Below are 18011 nucleotides of genomic sequence, written 5' to 3'. Positions count from 1 at the left end.
GAATATTTCCTAGGAAATTCTACATCTTTTCTTAGAAACTTAAAAAACTTGTTGTTTAACATAATGTAAAAGGAATCAACCTCTTAGGAGGGTATGATTCCTTTTTAGTATGTCTATGATGTTTGTTAGGAATATATTTGAATGAGGTGAACTCATGGAAACAAACAAACATCATAAAGTATCTAAGGAATTGATTAACAATACATCATATTTAAAAGAAGCATTAGCAGTCGGAAAAAACTTTGATGTGTTACAAATAGATGTGGAATATACTGGGATTGACATGGCAATCTATTTGGTTGATGGCTTTGCTAAAGATGATATTATGAATCGGTTAATGGAATTTCTTGCTCAGCTTGGAAGAGAACAATTAGAAGAGGATACTGTTCCGAAGCTAATGAAGAGATATATCCCTTATATCGAAATTGCTACAGAAAGTGATCTGGATGCAATTGTTGATGCTGTATTAGCTGGTCAAACGGCATTGGTCATTGATGGAGCAGATGAAGCGATATTAATTGATACAAGGTCTTATCCGGCCCGCGGCCCGGAAGAGCCTGATATTGAAAGGGTTGTCAGAGGCGCACGGGATGGCTATGTTGAAACATTAGTTTTTAATACAGCACTAACGAGGCGGCGGATAAGAGATCGAACGTTAAGAATGGAGTATTTACAAATCGGTAGACGCTCAAAAACTGATATTGTCATAACTTATATTGAAGATATTGCAGACCCTGAGTTGGTCAATAAAATAAAAGATAGTGTATCTAAAATTGATACAGATGGCTTACCGATGGCCGAGAAGACAATTGAAGAATACATTTCTGGTCAGCATTGGAATCCTTATCCGATGGTTAGGTATACAGAGAGACCGGACACAGCAGCTTCGCATTTATTTGAAGGTCATGTATGTATCATAGTGGATGGTTCACCGAGTGTGATTATAACACCGACTACTTTCTGGCATCATTTGCAGCATGCAGAGGAATATCGAAACAAACCGATTATTGGTGCTTATTTAAAATTCGTTCGCTTTATTTCCGTATGGGCTTCGCTGTTCCTTTTACCTATTTGGTTTTTATTTGCTGCGAATCCAAGTTTATTACCAGATTCTCTATCATTTATAGGACCAGAAGAGGCAGGGAAAATCCCTTTGATTTTGCAAATCTTAATTATTGAAGTAGGTATTGATATGTTGAGGATGGCCTCCATTCATACCCCCTCGAGTCTTGCTACTGCTCTCGGCTTAGTAGCGGCACTCATGATAGGTGATTTGGCTGTTTCAGTGGGCTTATTTACAAGTGAAGTCGTTCTTTATTTTGCGATTGTAGCAATTGGTACATTTGCTACACCAAGTTACGAATTAGGATTAGCTAATCGAATTGTTCGTATTGTTTTATTATTACTGACAAGTGTATTTCATATGTATGGTTTTATCATCGGTATCACACTATTTGTCATTTGGTTGTCTAAAATGAAGTCTTTCGGAGTCCCTTACTTATGGCCGTTTATTCCCTTTAACCTAAGAGCCTTTAGAGATGTCCTTTTACGTTCACCAATGCCTTTGAAAAATAGACGTCCAAGAATGTTGCATCCAAAAGATCCAGATAGATAAAAGAACACTTTTCTTTTGATCGTTAGAATTACTCTTTCTCTCATGTTTTAATGATTGAGGAAGAGTTTTTTTTCGTTTATACTTTGCTTTATGAAAGAAAGAATCGAGGGAATGAATGTGAAAAGTTTTTATGATGTACAACAGTTGTTAAAAGCATATGGTGCTATTATTTATATGGGTGAACGTTTATTGGATATTGAAATGATGGAGCTTGAAGTGAGTGAATTATATAAAGCAAAAATAATTGAAGTAGATACCTATCGAGATGCTTTATTAGTCTTAAGGGCTGAGAGAGAAAAAGAGAAAAAGAAAACAAGAAAATAGTTGCTCATTACTTCTCTAGGGGGTGTTGTTTTGTTTGTTGGTGTGGATATAGGTGGTACAACAATTAAATTTGCTTTTGTTAACGAGAATGGCGACATTCACTTAAAATGGCAAGAAATGACGAAGCAGGATTATACAGACAACAGTTTAGCAGAGCAAATTACAACTTCAATTGAACATCATAGAAAGAGGGCGCAATTAAAAAAAGAGCAGATTTTATCTGTTGGAGTCGGTGCCCCAGGACCGGTTGATAGCAAAAATGGAATTTTACTTTCAGCAACAAATATAAATTTGTCACCTCACTACCGCTTACAAAAAGAACTATCAGATTACATGGCGCTTCCAGTGATATTGGAGAATGATGCTAATTGTGCAGTGTTAGGCGAACGCTGGGTTGGTAGCGCAACTGGCTACAAAGACATTGTACTCTTAACAATTGGTACTGGTATCGGTGGTGGCATTATTAGTAATGGTCAGTTAATGCGTGGGAATGGGGGTTCTGCTGGTGAAATAGGCCATATCAATGCCGTTTCTTCTTATGGCGTGCGATGTAATTGTGGAAAATGGGGTTGTCTTGAAACGATTGCCTCAGCTTCTGGAATAGTACGTGTGGCTAAGGAAATCATTCATTCTAACAAGAACACATTATTAGTTGACCATTTATCAGTTCAGAATATATTTCACTTAGCAGGTAAGAATGACGTAGTTGCTAAGGAAGTGGTTCAAAGAACAATGAAGCCATTAGGCATTGCCTTAGCGAATGTAGCAGCAATACTAAACCCTGAGGTGATTATAATCGGTGGTGGGGTTTCTCAAGCCGGGAAATTATTATTAGAGCCATTACAATTCTATTATGACGAAAACTTATTTCCTGAGATGCGAGGGTCTACTTTATTGAAACTAGCTACTTTAGGGAATGATGCAGGAGTAGTAGGTGCCGCCTGGAGTGCAAAGCAATTAATTATAGGGTAAGGGTTCAGTAATAGTGAGTAAGTCATCTTTTCTTCTCATTCATCATATGTATGAACTGATGGAGAGGAGGATAAAAGGTGAAGATTAAAGTTAGGTCAGGTGATTCTTTATGGTACTACAGTCAGCTGTTTATGGTTCCAATTAATTTAGTCATTGATAGCAATCCACAAGTGGACCCTTCCTCATTGCAGATTGGCCAAAGCATTCAAATTCCTGGCTTTCATACATCTACTATTAAACTTCAAAAAGGTGATTCACTATGGCAAATAGCATCAAAGAATAATCTTCCTGTCGATGCATTGCTTTTATTGAATCAGCAGTTACAGCCTCAAAATCTACAAGTAAATCAAACAGTCCTAGTGCCAACAAGAGTGATTATGCCTTTAATGGATAGGAAAAAAAGTTATAGTTTTAAAACTTTGCAAGACGATCTCAACCAATTAAAAGAAGTTTATCCATTTATAAAAATAAATGAGATTGGTTATTCGGTGACAGGCAAGCCTTTATATGAGATAAGAATAGGTACAGGTGAAAAGCAAGTTCATTATAATGCGTCATTTCATGCAAATGAATGGATTACAACGCCTGTCCTCATGTCTTTAATAAATGCCTATTTGTTATCTATGACTAATGCAAAACCTTTAAGGGGAATTGAGACTTTACCTTATTATAGTCGTGTTGAGTTATCCGTTGTTCCAATGGTTAATCCTGATGGAGTTGACTTGGTTTTAGGGGGACCACCAGAAGGCTACAAAGAAGAAATATTAGCAATTAATGAACAAAAAGATGATTTTTCCCTATGGAAGGCGAATATTAGAGGAGTAGATTTGAATAAACAATATCCCGCAAAGTGGGAATATGAAAAAGAAAGAAAGCCAGATGTTCCGTCATCTCGAGACTTTCCTGGATATGAACCGTTATCCGAGCCTGAAGCGATAGCGATGGCCAATCTTGTTGAGAATAACAACTTCAGCTTATTATTAGCTTTTCACACACAAGGTGAAGAATTTTACTGGGGATATGAAGGACTTGAACCGCCTGATTCAAAAGTCATTGCTGATGAATTTGAACGAGTAAGCGGTTACCGTTCAGTACAATATGTAGATAGTTTCGCTGGGTTTAGAGATTGGTTTATTAAAGAGTATCGACGGCCAGGCTTTACGATGGAACTGGGAAAAGGAGTAAACCCCCTGCCGTTATCACAGTATGAAGACATGTATGAAGAAATGCTTGGTGTCTTTTTGGCTTCACTTTATCTTTAATAAAAAATAGTTGTTGCTTGTATTTCCTCCATAATCAGTATAAAATTTACTATTGATTACAATGTTTTTGGGAATTAATTAGGAAGAATTTCGTAGAGAGCGAAGAAAAGCCGGAAACGGCTTTTTCTCGCGTCTATTCAGATAAAAGTGCGCTAGAATGAAGCTAGATTGGAATTCGATGGGGGGCAAGCCAAGTTTATGAAGTACAAAGCGGAACACCAAGATTATATGCTCATATTGCTTTTATTTTTTTCCACAATGATTATAGCTGGCTGTCAAGTGAATGAAACAGGTGATAAGCCACCTGTAAAAGAAACGAATATGACAGAGAAGCAAACTTCAAAACAATCAGTTATACCTCTTGCTGTTTCAGATTCTGATCAAATTTTCTTCTTTGGCTGGTTAGATGCCAAGCACTTATTATTCCTCAATCACAAAGATGAAACATTGAACAAAATTTTTAAATATAATATTTATACCGGAGAACAAGAGTTATTTTTTGAAGGTGAGGCACCAATTAATAATGTCTATATTAGCCCAGATCAACAATATATATTTGTCCAGTCTGAACCAAGTAATCAAAAATGGCGTATTGCTATAGTGGATCATAAAGGTGATTACATATTGCAGGAGTTAATAGATGGCACCGAACTAGCTGTTTCTTGGAATCAATATGATCCGACAAAGTTATTGGTTTCGAGTTTTGCCGAGGACTGGTCTTACACTTCTTATTTGATATCAGCTGAAACAAAAAATATGGAACATATATCTATAGCGGAGCCGTTTGTCCATTGGTTAAGTACTGATTCATTTGTTTATTTGGACTGGAGTACGGTTGGACCTTCAATCGTGACGCAGTTAAAAGAACAAAAAAAGACTGGAACGGCGGAAGTGAAGAAAGAAAACGTGTATTTTGTTGATACATTTAATGATTTAATGGTGACCATTGGTGTAAACGAAAATCATGATGAAGAGGCACAATACACATTCATGAATAACGACTTTGAATCGGTGTTATCTTTTTCAGTTCCTCATTTAACAAGCTTTTCCGGTTGGATGGTTCCACAATATGCCATGATGGATAAAGAGTTTTTATACTTTAAGCCGGAGTACAGTACAGATGCAGATACGTATCGGGGTAGCTTTGATTTCATGGCTACAGATATGGAAACGGGAGAACAGACCGTATTATTAGAAGATATGGACAACGAACCTCTTTCCTGTTCTAATAATGCCAATGCTTGTTTATACGGTCATTATTTAGATAAAATCATTTTATTAGATGAGAAAGAAGTCATTTCACTTATAGAATCTTGAGCAGATAAATTTTCTTCGCTCTTTATTTTGTGCATACTAATATTGATATTTAAAGGAGATGACATGATGGCAATAGTAGACGTAACAATTATTCCAATAGGAACGGAGAGTCCAAGTGTATCAGCTTATGTAGCAGATATTCAAAAGGTTTTAAAAGAATATAAAGATGTTGGGAAAATTGATTACCAATTGACACCGATGAATACACTCATTGAAGGAGAATTACCAGTGTTATTCGAGGTTATCCAAGCAATGCATGAAGTTCCATTTGAAAAAGGACTAGCGCGAGTGGCAACAAATATTCGCATTGATGACCGTAGAGATGTAAAACGTCAGATGGCGGATAAAGTTAAACGAGTAGAATCATTGCTACAAGAGGATGAATGATAAATAAAAAGTCTGCCCTTAAAGAGGCAGACTTTTTATTTACATCCCCTTTTAATGGACAGCTGGGAATCCGCTATGAATTAATGTCATCACAGCAAACCATCCGAAAACGGCAGCTGTCCCGAAAGCGAATACAATCCCTAGGAGATTTTTGTTTCGTAGTGCACTGATTAGACCGAAAATTGCTAAAATAGCTGTTAAACCAGTAATAATTACTAGTCCCATGTTTATAGCCCCCTTTTCATTCAATCAACAAATGAGTCTATGCTCATTCCTTGCAAAGGTTTGGAACCGTATGTAATACTTATTTTTACATTCACATCATATTTTATACTTTTTTTCAAAATTTGTCGAGGTGTATTCTACGAACTTTTCAGATAATAACATTTTAAGGAAGATACATCAAGTCTTTTAACAATGTTTGCTTCTCGTAGACTATGGAGTTGTGTACAATAAAAGAAAATAACCAAGGAGGAATTCATTTGAAATACGCACAGTTACCATTAGGACCATTACAAACGAATTGCTATCTTCTTATAAAAGAAAACAAGGACTGCTTAATTATTGATCCAGGAGGAGAAGCAACAAAACTAATCAAAATAATGGATGATGAAAAATTGAATCCGAAGGCGATACTTTTAACGCATGCACATTTTGATCATATTGGTGCAGTAGATGACGTAAAAGAAAAGTACCAAATCCCTGTTTACATACATGAAAAAGAAAAGGATTGGCTAATAGACCCAGCCTTAAATGGTTCAGCAAGATTTCAAATGGGCACAGCGATTTGTTTGCAACCTGCCGATGAGTTATTTGTAAAAGAGCAAGAGATAGATATCTCAGGTTTTTCCTTCAAAGTATTAGAGACACCGGGTCATTCTCCTGGTAGTGTCTCCATTTATTTCGCAGACATTGCCTTGCTGTTTGGTGGGGATGCCCTTTTTCAAGGCAGTATTGGGCGAACAGATCTATCTGGTGGCCATCATGAGACGCTTCTGCAAAGCATACATGATAAATTACTCACTTTACCTGAAGACACACTCGTCTTACCAGGACATGGGCCAGTGACTACCATTGCCAATGAAATGGACACAAACCCTTTCTTGAACGGCTTTTCATAATGAATCCAATCATCCGCTATATCGAAGAAAATAGGATGGAACGGCTTACTTACGCCGATTTTATTCAGTTAGCCCTCTATCATCCTGATTTTGGATATTATATGAAGGATGATAAAAAGATTGGTGTAGATGGGGACTTTTATACATCACCAACAATGACACCTATGTATGCAACAATAATCGCTAAATGGTTTATAGAGCAGGTGAGAGTGAATCAACTGCCTGCAGCCGTGTTAGAAATTGGTGCAGGTGATGGTTCATTTGCTCAAGTCTTTATAAATCAATGGGAAGAGATGACCGATGAGTCGCTAGTTTATATATTAGTTGATGAAAGCCCTCATCATAGAAGATTACAAAAGGATAAATTAAGTAAACATCACAGTGTAGAACTTCATTTTCTCCAATCATTAGATGAATGTCATACGTTTTCAGGGCTTGTTTTTTCTAATGAACTACTTGATGCGCTACCTGTTCATTTAGTAGAAAAAAAAGATGATTGTTTATATGAAATAATGATTACTTCCAACCAAAATGGGCTAACCGAAGTCTATATTCCTATAGAAAATCAGGAAATCATTTCATACATCGAGCAAATGTCGATTTCTTTATACAATGGCCAAAGAATGGAGATTCCATTATTTATGGATGGCATAAGTGCATCGATTAGCGAAGTGTTAGAAAAAGGACTTGTATTGACAGCTGATTATGGTTACACGGACGATGATTGGTTAATACCGACGAGAAAAGATGGCAGCATGAGGGGATACAGGAAACATCAGCTTATCCCCAATATCCTTACACACGCTGGTGAGATGGATATTACTCATGATGTGCACTGGGATTCGTGGATCCGTTTTGGTGAGAAGTATGGATTGACTTTTATGCAGAAATGGCGGCAAGATGAGTTTTTAATTGCATCAGGTATTCTAGATGAATTATCCAATCATAGTGGAGACCTATTTTCAAATGAGGCTAAGAAAAATCGTGATATTCGAACATTATTAATGGATAGTGGAATCAGCCAATCGTTTCAGCTTGTTCTTCAGAAAAAGAACCTTTAAACAAACATAATAAAAAGAGGATGACGTTGCATCCTCTTTTTATTATGTTTGTTATGTGTGCTTTTAGTGTGACCCCATACCTGGTACCATCATAAAGACAGTCCAATATGTGAATCCGATAAAGGCAACAGTCAAGTATGCGCCAAAAATATAAATGTACATACGCTCTGTAAGCTTTAAGTAGCCTAGTAGCACAAAGAAACCAGTTTGGCCAAGGAATAGTAGTGCTGGTGTATACATATCACCTACATAAAACATAATTGCAAAAATAGCAGTCCAGAATCCCATCACTCTATACATGCGATCCATATGTATCCCTCCTTTAACACACACATATGTCCATTACTCAATAATTATAAGGTAATACTTGGTTAAAAGTAAACAGTATGTTTTTTATTTTGCGACAGCTTCATAAGAACATGAAATACACCCGTTTAACATATTACCCAATTCCCTTAATTCTATATCTAAAAAAACCGTCTCAAACATGCCTCGTAAAAATTCAAAGTGCATATGACATATTTCACCTTGATTTTTCTTTGCGGTTTCTTTAAAGGGACAATTAAACATTTCAAACATGATCTTTTTTCCATCAAAATTAAATTCTGGCTGAAGACCAGCCACTGCTGCTGCTTCAATGACGAGAGCTAATTTTCTTTCAAATGAGTCCTCTAATGTAACCATTTGCCTGTGTAATGCCGTCTCCATCAATTTCTCGCCATATTTTTTACCAGTTATATATAATGCTTTTTTTCCTTCTGGCCCAAGTGTAATCATTGTTTCGAGAAGAATATCTGATAACATTTGATAATTACGATAAGGAAAATGTAGTCCAATCTCGCTATCAGTTAGGTGATAGCGCTTGCTCGGTCGGCCACCTTGACCGGTTTTTTCTATTTTAGCTTCAAGCATGTGGATTTCTGTGAGTTTTGATAAATGCAATCTAGCAACATTCGGGTGAATAGAAAACTCTTTAGCAATTTCTTTAACAGTGACAGGGAAATGTTTTTTAAGAACATACTGATAAATATAGTATCTCGTTGGATCGGATAATGTATTCGTAATTTTTAATGTTTCATTCATTATTCTCACCTCTCATATGGTTTTCATTATTCTTTTTTTCTGATATGAATAGGATTTTAAAGATGCGATTGCACTGTCAGTCATTTTTAAATGTTTTATTTGTTAATACCATTATATAGTAAAGTATGTGGAAAGAGGAGAGGGTGGAGGGAATCTCTTAAATGTTCAAAAAAAAGTTAAAGAAAAGGACTAAAATCATGCAGGAAACGATCTTTTTTTGGCGAATAATAAAATATCTTAAAAAAGGTGGTGACTAATTACTTGGTCTCAATGCAACGCATGGCTACCTTAATTTTAAGGGAAGCTGTGAAAACAGAAGTAACAGATATTCATTTTGTCCCCAGAAAGAATCACACAATCATTTATTTCCGCTATGGCAAGCGCCTTGTCCCTAAACATTACATCCCTCATTATGAATCTGATCGCTTAATTTCTCATTTCAAGTTTATTGCATCCATGGATATTGGTGAAAAACGAAAGCCACAAAATGGCGCCTATTCTACAGATATTGAAGGATATGAGATAGGCTTACGTTTCTCCACATTGCCCTCTCAATACAATGAAAGTCTTGTCATCCGCATCCTGCCACAATCGTCTCATATTTCTTCTCACAATGTTTCACTATTTCCAACGATGTCCCGAAAAATCCTTGCGATGCTTAAACATGCGCACGGGATGATTATACTAACTGGTCCGACCGGTAGTGGAAAAACCTCAACCTTATATAGTCTGCTAAATGACAATTCCAACCTATTCAATCGAAGTATTATCACTTTAGAAGATCCGATTGAGAAAAAGACTGACTCCTTACTGCAAGTCGAAGTAAATGAAAAGGCAGGTGTAACATATGCTACTGGTTTAAAAGCTATCCTTAGGCACGACCCGGACATAATTATGGTTGGGGAAATACGCGACGCACAAACAGCTAAAATAGCTGTAAGAGCAGCTTTAACTGGGCATTTAGTATTGACGACGATGCATACGAGAAATGCTGTTGGAGCCATACATCGGTTAGTGGAGTTTGGGGTAGCATGGAAGCAAATAGAACAAACGTTAGTAGCCATAACAGCACAGAGGCTTGTAGAATTAACCTGCCCATTTTGTGAAGGAGAATGCACCGATTTCTGTTATAGCTGTGGCAGGTTAAAAAGAGCTGGTGTATTTGAATTATTGAGTGGAAGGGAATTGAATCAAGCTTTGAAGGCGGCGAAAAGTAGTGAGAACAATTATGAACCATATTTTTCGCTCAAGTCAGCTTTGAAAAAAGGGGTAGCCTTAGGGTATGTAAAAGAAAGTGAGTTTAATCGGTGGATTTTAGATGAAAAAAGTTAAATGGACATTAAAGGAGCAATGCGACTTCCTGAAGAAAGTAGGAGAATTATTATCCAGGGGTTATTCGCTCTCAGAAGCGATGGCGTCCTCGAGTTTACAATTGACCTTAGAGAAAAAGCTACAATTACAAGAGGTTATATATCAGTTAAAAGAAGGTTTCCATCTGCACTCTGCCCTAGGGTCAATGAACTTTAATTCACATCTAGTTGGTTATGTCTTTTTTGCTGAGCAGCATGGAGGATTACAACAAGCTTTTATTGATGGCAGTGAAATGATGCAAAAGAGGGGAGAGGATATGAGAAAGTTAAAAAAGGCATTAATGTATCCATGTTTCTTATTCATTATCACCATTCTTCTGTTTTTTCTCGTTGATAAAATCATTCTTCCTCGCTTTACCTCACTTTTTCAGTCGATGAATGTCAATGAAAATACCTTTATGGCGCTCCTTCAATGGATTGGTTCTGTTGCTCCTCTATTTTTAATTGTAATGTTCACCCTGTTACTATTTAGTTCTTTGTATTACTACTTTATTTTTCGACGGTTTTCAATGATCAGACAAGTATCTCTTGTTGTTCGCATACCGATTATTGGCAAACTAGTCGCCCTTTTTTATACACATTACTTTGCTATCCAATTGCATTATTTACTTGCAGGTGGGATGTCTATCACAACTTCCTTGAACTTATTTGCTAAAGATGAAAAACAACCATTGATGAAGGAAGTTGGTCAATATTTGCGTCGTAAGCTAGAAAATGGTGAACAATTAGATGAATTGATTCAGGTTTTTCCCTTTTTAGAATTAGATTTAAGGGCAGTTATTCGTCATGGGCAGCAAAATGGAAAGCTAGAAGAAGAACTACAATTCTTTAGCCGCTATTGTCTGCAGTTGTTAGAAGAAAAAATAGATCAGATAATGAAAGTAATACAACCCGCTATTTATCTTATTGTCGGTTGTCTAATTATTTCATTATATTTAGCAGTAATGTTACCAATGTTTCAACTAATGGAGGGCGTATGATGAAAAACATAAAAAATGAAAAAGGGTTTACCATGATTGAAATGATGATTGTCTTGTTAGTCATATCTGTACTCCTAATTATTACAATCCCAAACATCACAAAAAACCAATCAGCGATAAACGAAAAAGGCTGTAGTGCTTATACAAAAATGGTTCAGAGTCAAGTGCAATCGTATGAATTAGCTAATAATAAGCTTCCTGAATCATTGGATGTGCTTGTGGCGGAGGAATATTTAAATGAAGGTGAAACAACATGTCCGACCGGAGAAACACTTGTTTTAATAGACGGCATTGTGACGGCGGTGAGAGACGAATAAATTTACAGTCAGGGTTTACTTTGATTGAATCATTAATTGTTTGGTCTGTTTTTAGTGTTATTCTTTTTATTACTGCTATAAGCATGCAGCACCAATTTGAAGAGTATGATAATCAAGCTTTCTTTGCCAAATTAGAAGGTGACCTTCTATATGCTCAGCAGTATGCAATTGTAAATCAAACCACGGTTAGTGTTTATCTTTTACCTGATGAGCATGAATACATCTTTTCTAATGGTCGAAATATTTTCTTTCGTCAGAAATATAGTGAGGATTATTTCATTACTAGCGGTACAATGCCATTACATTTCAAATTTTTAAATACTGGGAAAATTAACCGTTTTGGTTACTTGCAAATCAAAAGCTCGCTTAAGCAGTACAAATTTGTTTTTCAAATAGGCAGAGGGAGATTTTATGTGGAAGCATACTAGTGGTTTTATGCTCATTGATTTACTCTTCACGTTATCGGCGATGCTTTTAATCGCCACTCTTTTTATTCCTGTTATGATTCATCTCTATACGTACGCACATATTGAAGATTTGAGATATGAAGCCACTCAAATTCTATATGAGGAAATGATGGACAATGATAGGGTGCTACCTAGAATGGTGAGAAAAGACGAAATGTCATTTCACCTTTTTAACAGTGAGGCTAATAATATTTGTATTTCTTATCTCTATCAACGAGAAGTGATGATCTGTGAAAAGTATTAAAAGTAACGGATTTACATTAATAGAAGCACTTATAACTTTAGCTTGCTTTTTAATCATTGTGAGCTTTATGCCACTTGTGTTTAAGGTTATTTCCGTTAACGAGAATATTGATGAAAGAAAGCAAAAGATTGAATGGCTCGTATTTATTCAGCAATTAAAAAAAGAAGTACGTGTTGCTGAGAAGATATCATTAGATAATCGAGGAGAGCTCATTTTATTAATAGACAATCAATCTATTAGCTATGAAAAATATGGTGATAAGTTAAGAAGGCGTGTGAATGGGGCAGGCCATGAAGTTGTGTTACAAAAGCTTCAATCCGTTCAATTTGAGGTGAAGGAAGATAACATGGTGCTTATTTATAAAAATATTTTCCAAAAAGAGTATCGGTCTTCTTTTTATCAAATGAAAATAAGGAGTACAAACGGTGACGAAGAAGATGAATGAGAAGGGGCTGTTTTATCCTTTTGTATTATTCCTCATTGTTTTGCTTTCTTTTGTGATTACCATTCAAGCAGATTTTTTAATAAGAGAAAAAAGAATTTTGAAATTAAGTAGTATACTTTTACAACAGGAGTACTATTTTAAACAATCTATTACTTATTTAGATGAACAATTTCATTTGAATGATGAGCTACCAATAGAAGGAGAGTATTTATTCAATCATGGAACGGTTTATTATGATTTAGAAGATCAAGAAGGAGGCCTCATCAAAATCAATCTGGAAGTACAAATAAACGGTGTTGCGAACGTAGAAGCGATTGCGTATTATTCATTGATTGAAAAAGAAGTGGTCAAATGGATGGAAATCGAGAGAAAATAATAGGAATAAATGGTTTATGAATGGGAAAGACTAGTAGCTAAAAAAGCAGGGATGCCAGATGAATTCTAATGATTATGTCAAGTTTATTACTCAGACATTCGTTCAATATATGGAACAACCAAAGTCTGAGAGAAAGAAACAAAGAATAGAAAGAAAGCAAGAAAAAGCGCCTGTTTTATTTAGGTGGTTTGGAATTGTACCTTATCTTTTGTTTTACGGAATGAAAGGAACGAAAAAAAGAAATCATTAATCAACAACAATCAAAAAATATGAACAAAACCCATTGTTGGGTTTGTTCATATTTTTTTTAGTGTCGATAAGAATATTGGTGCCATCGTTGTTAAAAGGAAGAATGAGGAATACTCTAGCAGTATGGTTAAGCCATAGGTACTTAGTGTTTCCTTAAGAATCTCATGAGTCGTCCACGTTTGTTAATGCTTAACTAATCGCTTCATCTGTTAAATAAAATAATCCACCATTAACGATAGAAATATGAACTTGGGGTTCATACTGCTCTTGTAATGCAGTCATTTCGTTTTCGAAGCTTTCTCCTTTTTCATCCGCATCTTCATAGAATCTTTCTAATAGTTGCAGGTCCTTTTGCCATCTTAGTCGTGCTTCATCTGCCCATGTGTGATCTTCTTTTTCAATTTCCGACTGTAAAAAATTCGCTACACGCATCACACCACTTTGAGGCTTGATAAATGGTGACAATGTAAAGCTAAAGTCTGGTATTTTAGGAGTAAGTGATAAATGAAGGAGCTTATCATGGAATTGTTCAACCATCTGCCCGTTAATTAAGTGCAAGCCGATTGACTTGAACAAATCTCTTTTACGATCACATTGATAGGATATCCGTAGATTTAGCCCTAGCCAAGGACGTAAGGCGGTTTGCGTTCCTGGTGGGGCCTCGTAATTTTCATACAAACGGATATAACCAGCCAAGTTTTTCGTCGATTGAAAAATTTGATGCAAGCGAGGTGATCCAAAGTGAATGATCTCTCCCTTTATATCATCTGGTGCTAAGGACGGATTGGTTATAAGTGTAAGTTCCATTGGGTTTGCAACACCGCCTGTTTTCTCTAAATAATGCCAATAAAAGGGACGGTTCATTAATTCTTTGTCTAATTCTACTGTCAACTGAATGACTAAATAGCCTGGTTTATTTTCAAGGATTTCACAATGGTTGGCATGAAAGTATCTTAATAGAAAATGGTGGATTTCATGTTGCTGCATGTTGATTTTCCTCCTTTACAGACTCAGCAAATTCAATCATAGATGTTAAATTATCCATTTTTATGCGCATTTCTCCTTCTGAAGCCGATTGTCCGAAGATATCAATTAGGTGATCATTAATACTGCCAAATTGTAGTTTAGTTAAAATATCATCCAATTCGCCAATCACTTTTTCGAAGAGATGGATTTTTTCATACAATAGTTTGAGTACATGTTCTTCTACTGTATCTTTTGTAGCGAAGTTATAAATATGGACATCGTTTTTTTGACCAAGACGGTGAATCCTACCAATTCGTTGTTCTAGTCTCATTGGATTCCAAGGAAGATCGAAGTTAATGATATAACTACAGAATTGTAGGTTGATCCCTTCACCGCCTGCTTCTGTGGCAATTAACACCTGGGCATGGTTTTGGAATAACTCGCGCATCCAATCTTTCTTCCCGCGTTTGAAACCACCGCGAAAAGGAACAGACGTAATGTTATGCTGTTTTAAGAACCATTGTAGAAATAGCTGTGTGGCTCGATACTCTGTAAAAATAATGACTTTATCATTGATTTGTTGAATGATTTCTAATGCTTTTTGGGCTTTTGCATTTTGTTGAATATTTTCTACTAACCCAATTAACTCCTCAATTTTTTGCTGAAAGGCAACAGAGGGTTGTTCTTGTTTCTTTAACATATTTCTTAAAGTGTAAAATACCGCTTCGCGACTGCTACATGCTTCACGTTGTAAAGTCATAAGTGAAAATTGGTTATCAGTCATCCAATTACCTTCTCTGTGCATGGAAGAAATTGCATCATATAAGGCTCTTTCTTCTTTTGAGAAATGGATGGGAACGGTTTCGACATGTCTTTTTGTCCATTCAATACCCGTATCTTGTCTACGATTACGAATCATTACTTTATTGACTAGCTCCTTTAAACCTTCATCATCATCGAGAGAGCGTGCATTTTTTTTGTATTTTTCATAGAAAGATGTTTCTGTTCCTAAGTGACCTGGTTTTAACAAAGAAACAAGATTGAAGATCTCACTAATTCGATTTTGTATAGGTGTTGCTGTAAGTAGTAAGCAAAATTTCTTTTTTAAAGACTGTACAAATTCATAGTTTTTTGTTTTATTATTCTTTAATTTATGTGCTTCATCAATAATAATCAAATCATAGTTTTGTTCAAAGACTAAACTCCTATGCGGCTCTCTTTTCGCTGTGTCGATTGATGATACAACAACATCACATTGCTCCCACACATAGCTCTTTTTTTGAGCGACAGCTGGGATGAAGAACTTACTGTTTAATTCAATTGCCCACTGAGACACTAGTGAAGCGGGTACAAGGATGAGTGCTTTCTTTACAAGCCCTCTGATCATGTATTCTTTTAATATTAACCCTGCTTCTATCGTCTTCCCTAATCCGACCTCATCAGCTAGAATTGCTTTACCATTCATGTTTTCCACTACTTGTTCGGCAACCTCTAGTTGATGTGGTAGTGGGGTGAGGTTTGATAAATGTTTGTCTACTTGCAGTCCATCAAACGCAGGGATGACCGTTTGATTCTCAACCTCAATGGTAAGCTTGAATAAATCCCAGTTTCCCCATGGTCCATCATTATCAATACGGTTTTGAAATTCATCTTGCCAAGTTGCATCAAAATTTATTTGTAAAGTCATTTGCTCTCTCCTTTTTATACGAACATTATTATAATTTTTAAATATAATGTTCGTATTAAGCTTAAGTCTTGTTGAAAAAACATTAGATTTTTAAATAAAAATATTGCTCAAATAATGATAGGATGGTAGGATGTAAGTAGCTTTGAAAGTTGTGAATTTTCAACGCTAAATCTGCAAATACGTACAATACGTCTTTGTAAGCTTCGACTCTCTAAAGCAGTTAATTATAGTATGTGCAAAAATGGAAAAAATTATAAACGCGAATGATAGCAAGGGGAGAGACTGCAGTGCTGCAGCGCCGAAGGAGCAAACAATCATCGTATTGTGAATCTCTCAGGCAAAAGAACACTTGCTTGACGCAACTCTGGAGAGAGCTCAAGGTAATAAGCGAGCCACCAAAGGGGAAAGGCTGCAATATCGCCGTAAACTCTCAGGTGAAAGGACAGAGAATCTGCTCAAATGATCGGTTTTGAGGAGATTCTCTGTCCTTTTTGTGTGCTTTAGAACACTTAGCTTCTTTAATGGGTTAAAGTGGAGAGCGTGTAGCTTTCGTCGTAGCATTTGGCGAGAAGCCAAGTACTTCTATGGCTAGTATGCAAATATTCATCTTAGAAAAAAACAGAAATATAAAGGAGGATGAGTGAATGTCACAGTTGAAGAAAACACCACTACATGACATTTATCAACAGTATGGTGGAAAAACGATTGATTTTGGTGGATGGGCTCTACCTGTTCAATTTTCTAGTATTAAAGAAGAACATGAAGCAGTACGTACAAAAGCGGGTCTGTTTGATGTATCACATATGGGAGAAATTGAGGTTAAAGGTCAAGATAGTTTACGTTATCTTCAGAAAATGATGACAAATGACGTCGCAAAACTAAAAACGTTTGGTGCACAATATACAGCAATGTGTTATGAAAATGGTGGAACTGTGGATGATTTGCTTATTTATAAAATGACTGAAGATGAATATCTCTTAGTCGTAAACGCAGCTAATATCGAAAAAGATTATCAATGGTTACAAAGTCATTTAGAAGGAAATGTTGAACTTAAAAACCTTTCAGAGGATATGTCACAATTGGCCTTGCAAGGTCCTATGGCTGAGCTTGTTTTACAGAAGATTACAGATGTTGATTTAAGTGAAATTGGATTTTTTAAATTTAACCAAACAGTAAATATTAATGGCAAAAATGCATTAGTATCGAGAACTGGCTATACCGGTGAAGATGGATTTGAAATTTATTGTCAAAATGAGGATGCAGTCTTTTTATGGCAGTCGATTTTAGAAGCAGGAAAAGAAGATGGAGTTCTTCCTTGTGGTCTAGGTGCCCGAGATACCCTTCGCTTCGAAGCAAATTTAGCTTTATATGGTCAAGAGTTGTCTGCTGAAATTTCTCCGCTTGAAGCAGGTATTGGCTTTGCCGTAAAAGTGAACAAAGAAGAAGATTTTATTGGAAAAGTGGCATTAAAATCACAAAAAGAAAATGGGTTAAGTAGAAAAATTGTTGGGATTGAAATGATTGAACGTGGGATTCCTCGTCATGGTTATGCAGTTTATGCTGACGACCAACTGATTGGTGAAGTTACTACAGGTACACAATCTCCTACTTTAAAGAAAAATATCGGCTTAGCACTTCTGGACAATCAATACACAGCGCTAGATTCTGAAGTGGAAGTTGAAATTCGTAATAAGCGTGTCCGTGCCAAAGTAATTGCAACACCGTTTTATAAAAAAGAGAAAAAGAACTAACTTATCAGGGGGAGAGA

22 protein-coding genes and 1 riboswitch are annotated in these 18011 nt (G+C 36.1%); of the genes, 17 read left to right on the top strand and 5 right to left on the bottom strand.

All coding sequences use genetic code 11. The features are described from left to right. The first annotated feature begins 154 nt into the window (after window positions 1–154). The 6 genes from MKX83_RS16145 (at window position 155) to MKX83_RS16120 (ending at window position 5877) form a co-directional block, all read left to right on the top strand. On the top strand, window positions 155–1615 hold the full coding sequence (locus MKX83_RS16145) for a spore germination protein (protein WP_095372573.1): 1461 nt from the start codon (window positions 155–157) through the stop codon (window positions 1613–1615). A 117-nt stretch (window positions 1616–1732) separates the two neighbouring features. Then, on the top strand, window positions 1733–1939 hold the full coding sequence (locus MKX83_RS16140) for a YqgQ family protein (protein WP_095373646.1): 207 nt from the start codon (window positions 1733–1735) through the stop codon (window positions 1937–1939). Between the two features lie 30 nt (window positions 1940–1969). Continuing rightward, entirely contained in the window at window positions 1970–2911 is a 942-nt protein-coding gene (locus tag MKX83_RS16135) for an ROK family glucokinase (RefSeq protein ID WP_157733935.1), read from the top strand. Window positions 2912–2988: 77 nt separating this feature from the next. Further along, window positions 2989–4173 (top strand): M14 family metallopeptidase, encoded by a 1185-nt coding sequence (locus MKX83_RS16130; RefSeq protein ID WP_095372575.1) that lies wholly within the window; start codon window positions 2989–2991, stop codon window positions 4171–4173. 198 nt (window positions 4174–4371) lie between these two features. Beyond that, a complete protein-coding gene (locus MKX83_RS16125) occupies window positions 4372–5490 on the top strand; it encodes a YqgU-like beta propeller domain-containing protein (RefSeq protein ID WP_341056464.1) in 1119 nt (372 codons plus the stop codon). Window positions 5491–5556: 66 nt separating this feature from the next. Further along, a complete protein-coding gene (locus MKX83_RS16120; protein ID WP_341056460.1) occupies window positions 5557–5877 on the top strand; it encodes an MTH1187 family thiamine-binding protein in 321 nt (106 codons plus the stop codon). 51 nt (window positions 5878–5928) lie between these two features. Here MKX83_RS16120 and MKX83_RS16115 read toward each other — a convergent pair whose 3' ends face one another. Further along, window positions 5929–6102, bottom strand: coding sequence for a DUF2759 domain-containing protein (locus MKX83_RS16115; protein ID WP_095372578.1), 174 nt, complete (start codon window positions 6100–6102; stop codon window positions 5929–5931). A gap of 257 nt (window positions 6103–6359) precedes the next feature. Between MKX83_RS16115 and MKX83_RS16110 the strand changes: the two genes are divergently transcribed. Then, complete coding sequence (locus tag MKX83_RS16110) at window positions 6360–6998, top strand: MBL fold metallo-hydrolase (RefSeq protein ID WP_341056455.1); 639 nt, start codon at window positions 6360–6362, stop codon at window positions 6996–6998. Beyond that, complete coding sequence (locus tag MKX83_RS16105) at window positions 6998–8059, top strand: SAM-dependent methyltransferase (protein ID WP_341056447.1); 1062 nt, start codon at window positions 6998–7000, stop codon at window positions 8057–8059. Before MKX83_RS16110 ends, MKX83_RS16105 begins: the two co-directional genes overlap by 1 nt. A 63-nt stretch (window positions 8060–8122) precedes the next feature. Here MKX83_RS16105 and MKX83_RS16100 read toward each other — a convergent pair whose 3' ends face one another. Then, on the bottom strand, window positions 8123–8368 hold the full coding sequence (locus MKX83_RS16100) for a DUF2626 domain-containing protein (protein WP_095372581.1): 246 nt from the start codon (window positions 8366–8368) through the stop codon (window positions 8123–8125). Between the two features lie 84 nt (window positions 8369–8452). After that, a complete protein-coding gene (locus tag MKX83_RS16095; protein WP_341056441.1) occupies window positions 8453–9142 on the bottom strand; it encodes a helix-turn-helix transcriptional regulator in 690 nt (229 codons plus the stop codon). A gap of 261 nt (window positions 9143–9403) precedes the next feature. Between MKX83_RS16095 and comGA the strand changes: the two genes are divergently transcribed. Genes comGA through MKX83_RS16055 form a run of 8 tightly spaced genes read left to right on the top strand, consistent with a single transcriptional unit; the run spans window position 9404 to window position 13591 of the window. Then, entirely contained in the window at window positions 9404–10474 is a 1071-nt protein-coding gene (comGA, locus tag MKX83_RS16090; RefSeq protein WP_095372583.1) for a competence type IV pilus ATPase ComGA, read from the top strand. Beyond that, complete coding sequence (gene comGB, locus MKX83_RS16085) at window positions 10461–11492, top strand: competence type IV pilus assembly protein ComGB (protein ID WP_341056433.1); 1032 nt, start codon at window positions 10461–10463, stop codon at window positions 11490–11492. Before comGA ends, comGB begins: the two co-directional genes overlap by 14 nt. Next, entirely contained in the window at window positions 11492–11809 is a 318-nt protein-coding gene (comGC, locus tag MKX83_RS16080; RefSeq protein WP_341056427.1) for a competence type IV pilus major pilin ComGC, read from the top strand. The genes comGB and comGC overlap by 1 nt, the downstream gene beginning before the upstream one ends. After that, entirely contained in the window at window positions 11746–12237 is a 492-nt protein-coding gene (comGD, locus tag MKX83_RS16075) for a competence type IV pilus minor pilin ComGD (RefSeq protein ID WP_095372586.1), read from the top strand. The genes comGC and comGD overlap by 64 nt, the downstream gene beginning before the upstream one ends. Next, the gene (locus tag MKX83_RS16070; protein WP_095372587.1) at window positions 12221–12520 is read left to right on the top strand and encodes a hypothetical protein; all 300 of its coding nucleotides are present in this window, start codon (window positions 12221–12223) and stop codon (window positions 12518–12520) included. The genes comGD and MKX83_RS16070 overlap by 17 nt, the downstream gene beginning before the upstream one ends. After that, the gene (gene comGF, locus MKX83_RS16065; RefSeq protein WP_307312919.1) at window positions 12507–12965 is read left to right on the top strand and encodes a competence type IV pilus minor pilin ComGF; all 459 of its coding nucleotides are present in this window, start codon (window positions 12507–12509) and stop codon (window positions 12963–12965) included. The genes MKX83_RS16070 and comGF overlap by 14 nt, the downstream gene beginning before the upstream one ends. Continuing rightward, window positions 12946–13341, top strand: a complete 396-nt coding sequence (gene comGG, locus MKX83_RS16060; RefSeq protein WP_095372589.1) for a competence type IV pilus minor pilin ComGG — start codon at window positions 12946–12948, stop codon at window positions 13339–13341. Before comGF ends, comGG begins: the two co-directional genes overlap by 20 nt. Window positions 13342–13399: 58 nt before the next feature. Further along, window positions 13400–13591, top strand: a complete 192-nt coding sequence (locus MKX83_RS16055; protein WP_095372590.1) for a YqzE family protein — start codon at window positions 13400–13402, stop codon at window positions 13589–13591. Window positions 13592–13779: 188 nt separating this feature from the next. Here the strand turns inward: MKX83_RS16055 and MKX83_RS16050 are convergent, their stop codons facing one another. Both MKX83_RS16050 and MKX83_RS16045 read right to left on the bottom strand, forming a co-directional pair. Beyond that, window positions 13780–14577 carry a YqhG family protein gene (locus MKX83_RS16050; protein WP_307312920.1) on the bottom strand — a complete coding sequence of 266 codons (798 nt, stop codon included), beginning with the start codon at window positions 14575–14577 and terminating at the stop codon, window positions 13780–13782. Next, the gene (locus tag MKX83_RS16045) at window positions 14564–16243 is read right to left on the bottom strand and encodes a DEAD/DEAH box helicase (protein ID WP_095372592.1); all 1680 of its coding nucleotides are present in this window, start codon (window positions 16241–16243) and stop codon (window positions 14564–14566) included. Before MKX83_RS16045 ends, MKX83_RS16050 begins: the two co-directional genes overlap by 14 nt. Window positions 16244–16506: 263 nt before the next feature. Next, a riboswitch (glycine riboswitch) is annotated at window positions 16507–16602 on the top strand. Window positions 16603–16887: 285 nt separating this feature from the next. On the opposite strand from MKX83_RS16045, the gene gcvT reads away from it, so the two are divergent. After that, on the top strand, window positions 16888–17994 hold the full coding sequence (gene gcvT / locus MKX83_RS16040) for a glycine cleavage system aminomethyltransferase GcvT (protein ID WP_095372593.1): 1107 nt from the start codon (window positions 16888–16890) through the stop codon (window positions 17992–17994). The last annotated feature ends 17 nt before the right edge of the window (window positions 17995–18011 follow it).

The organism is Cytobacillus sp. FSL M8-0252 (assembly GCF_038007345.1).
Lineage (GTDB): Bacteria > Bacillota > Bacilli > Bacillales > Cytobacillaceae > Cytobacillus > Cytobacillus kochii.
Note: the sequence above shows the minus strand (reverse complement) of the source record. Positions and strands in the feature narration are given on the sequence as shown.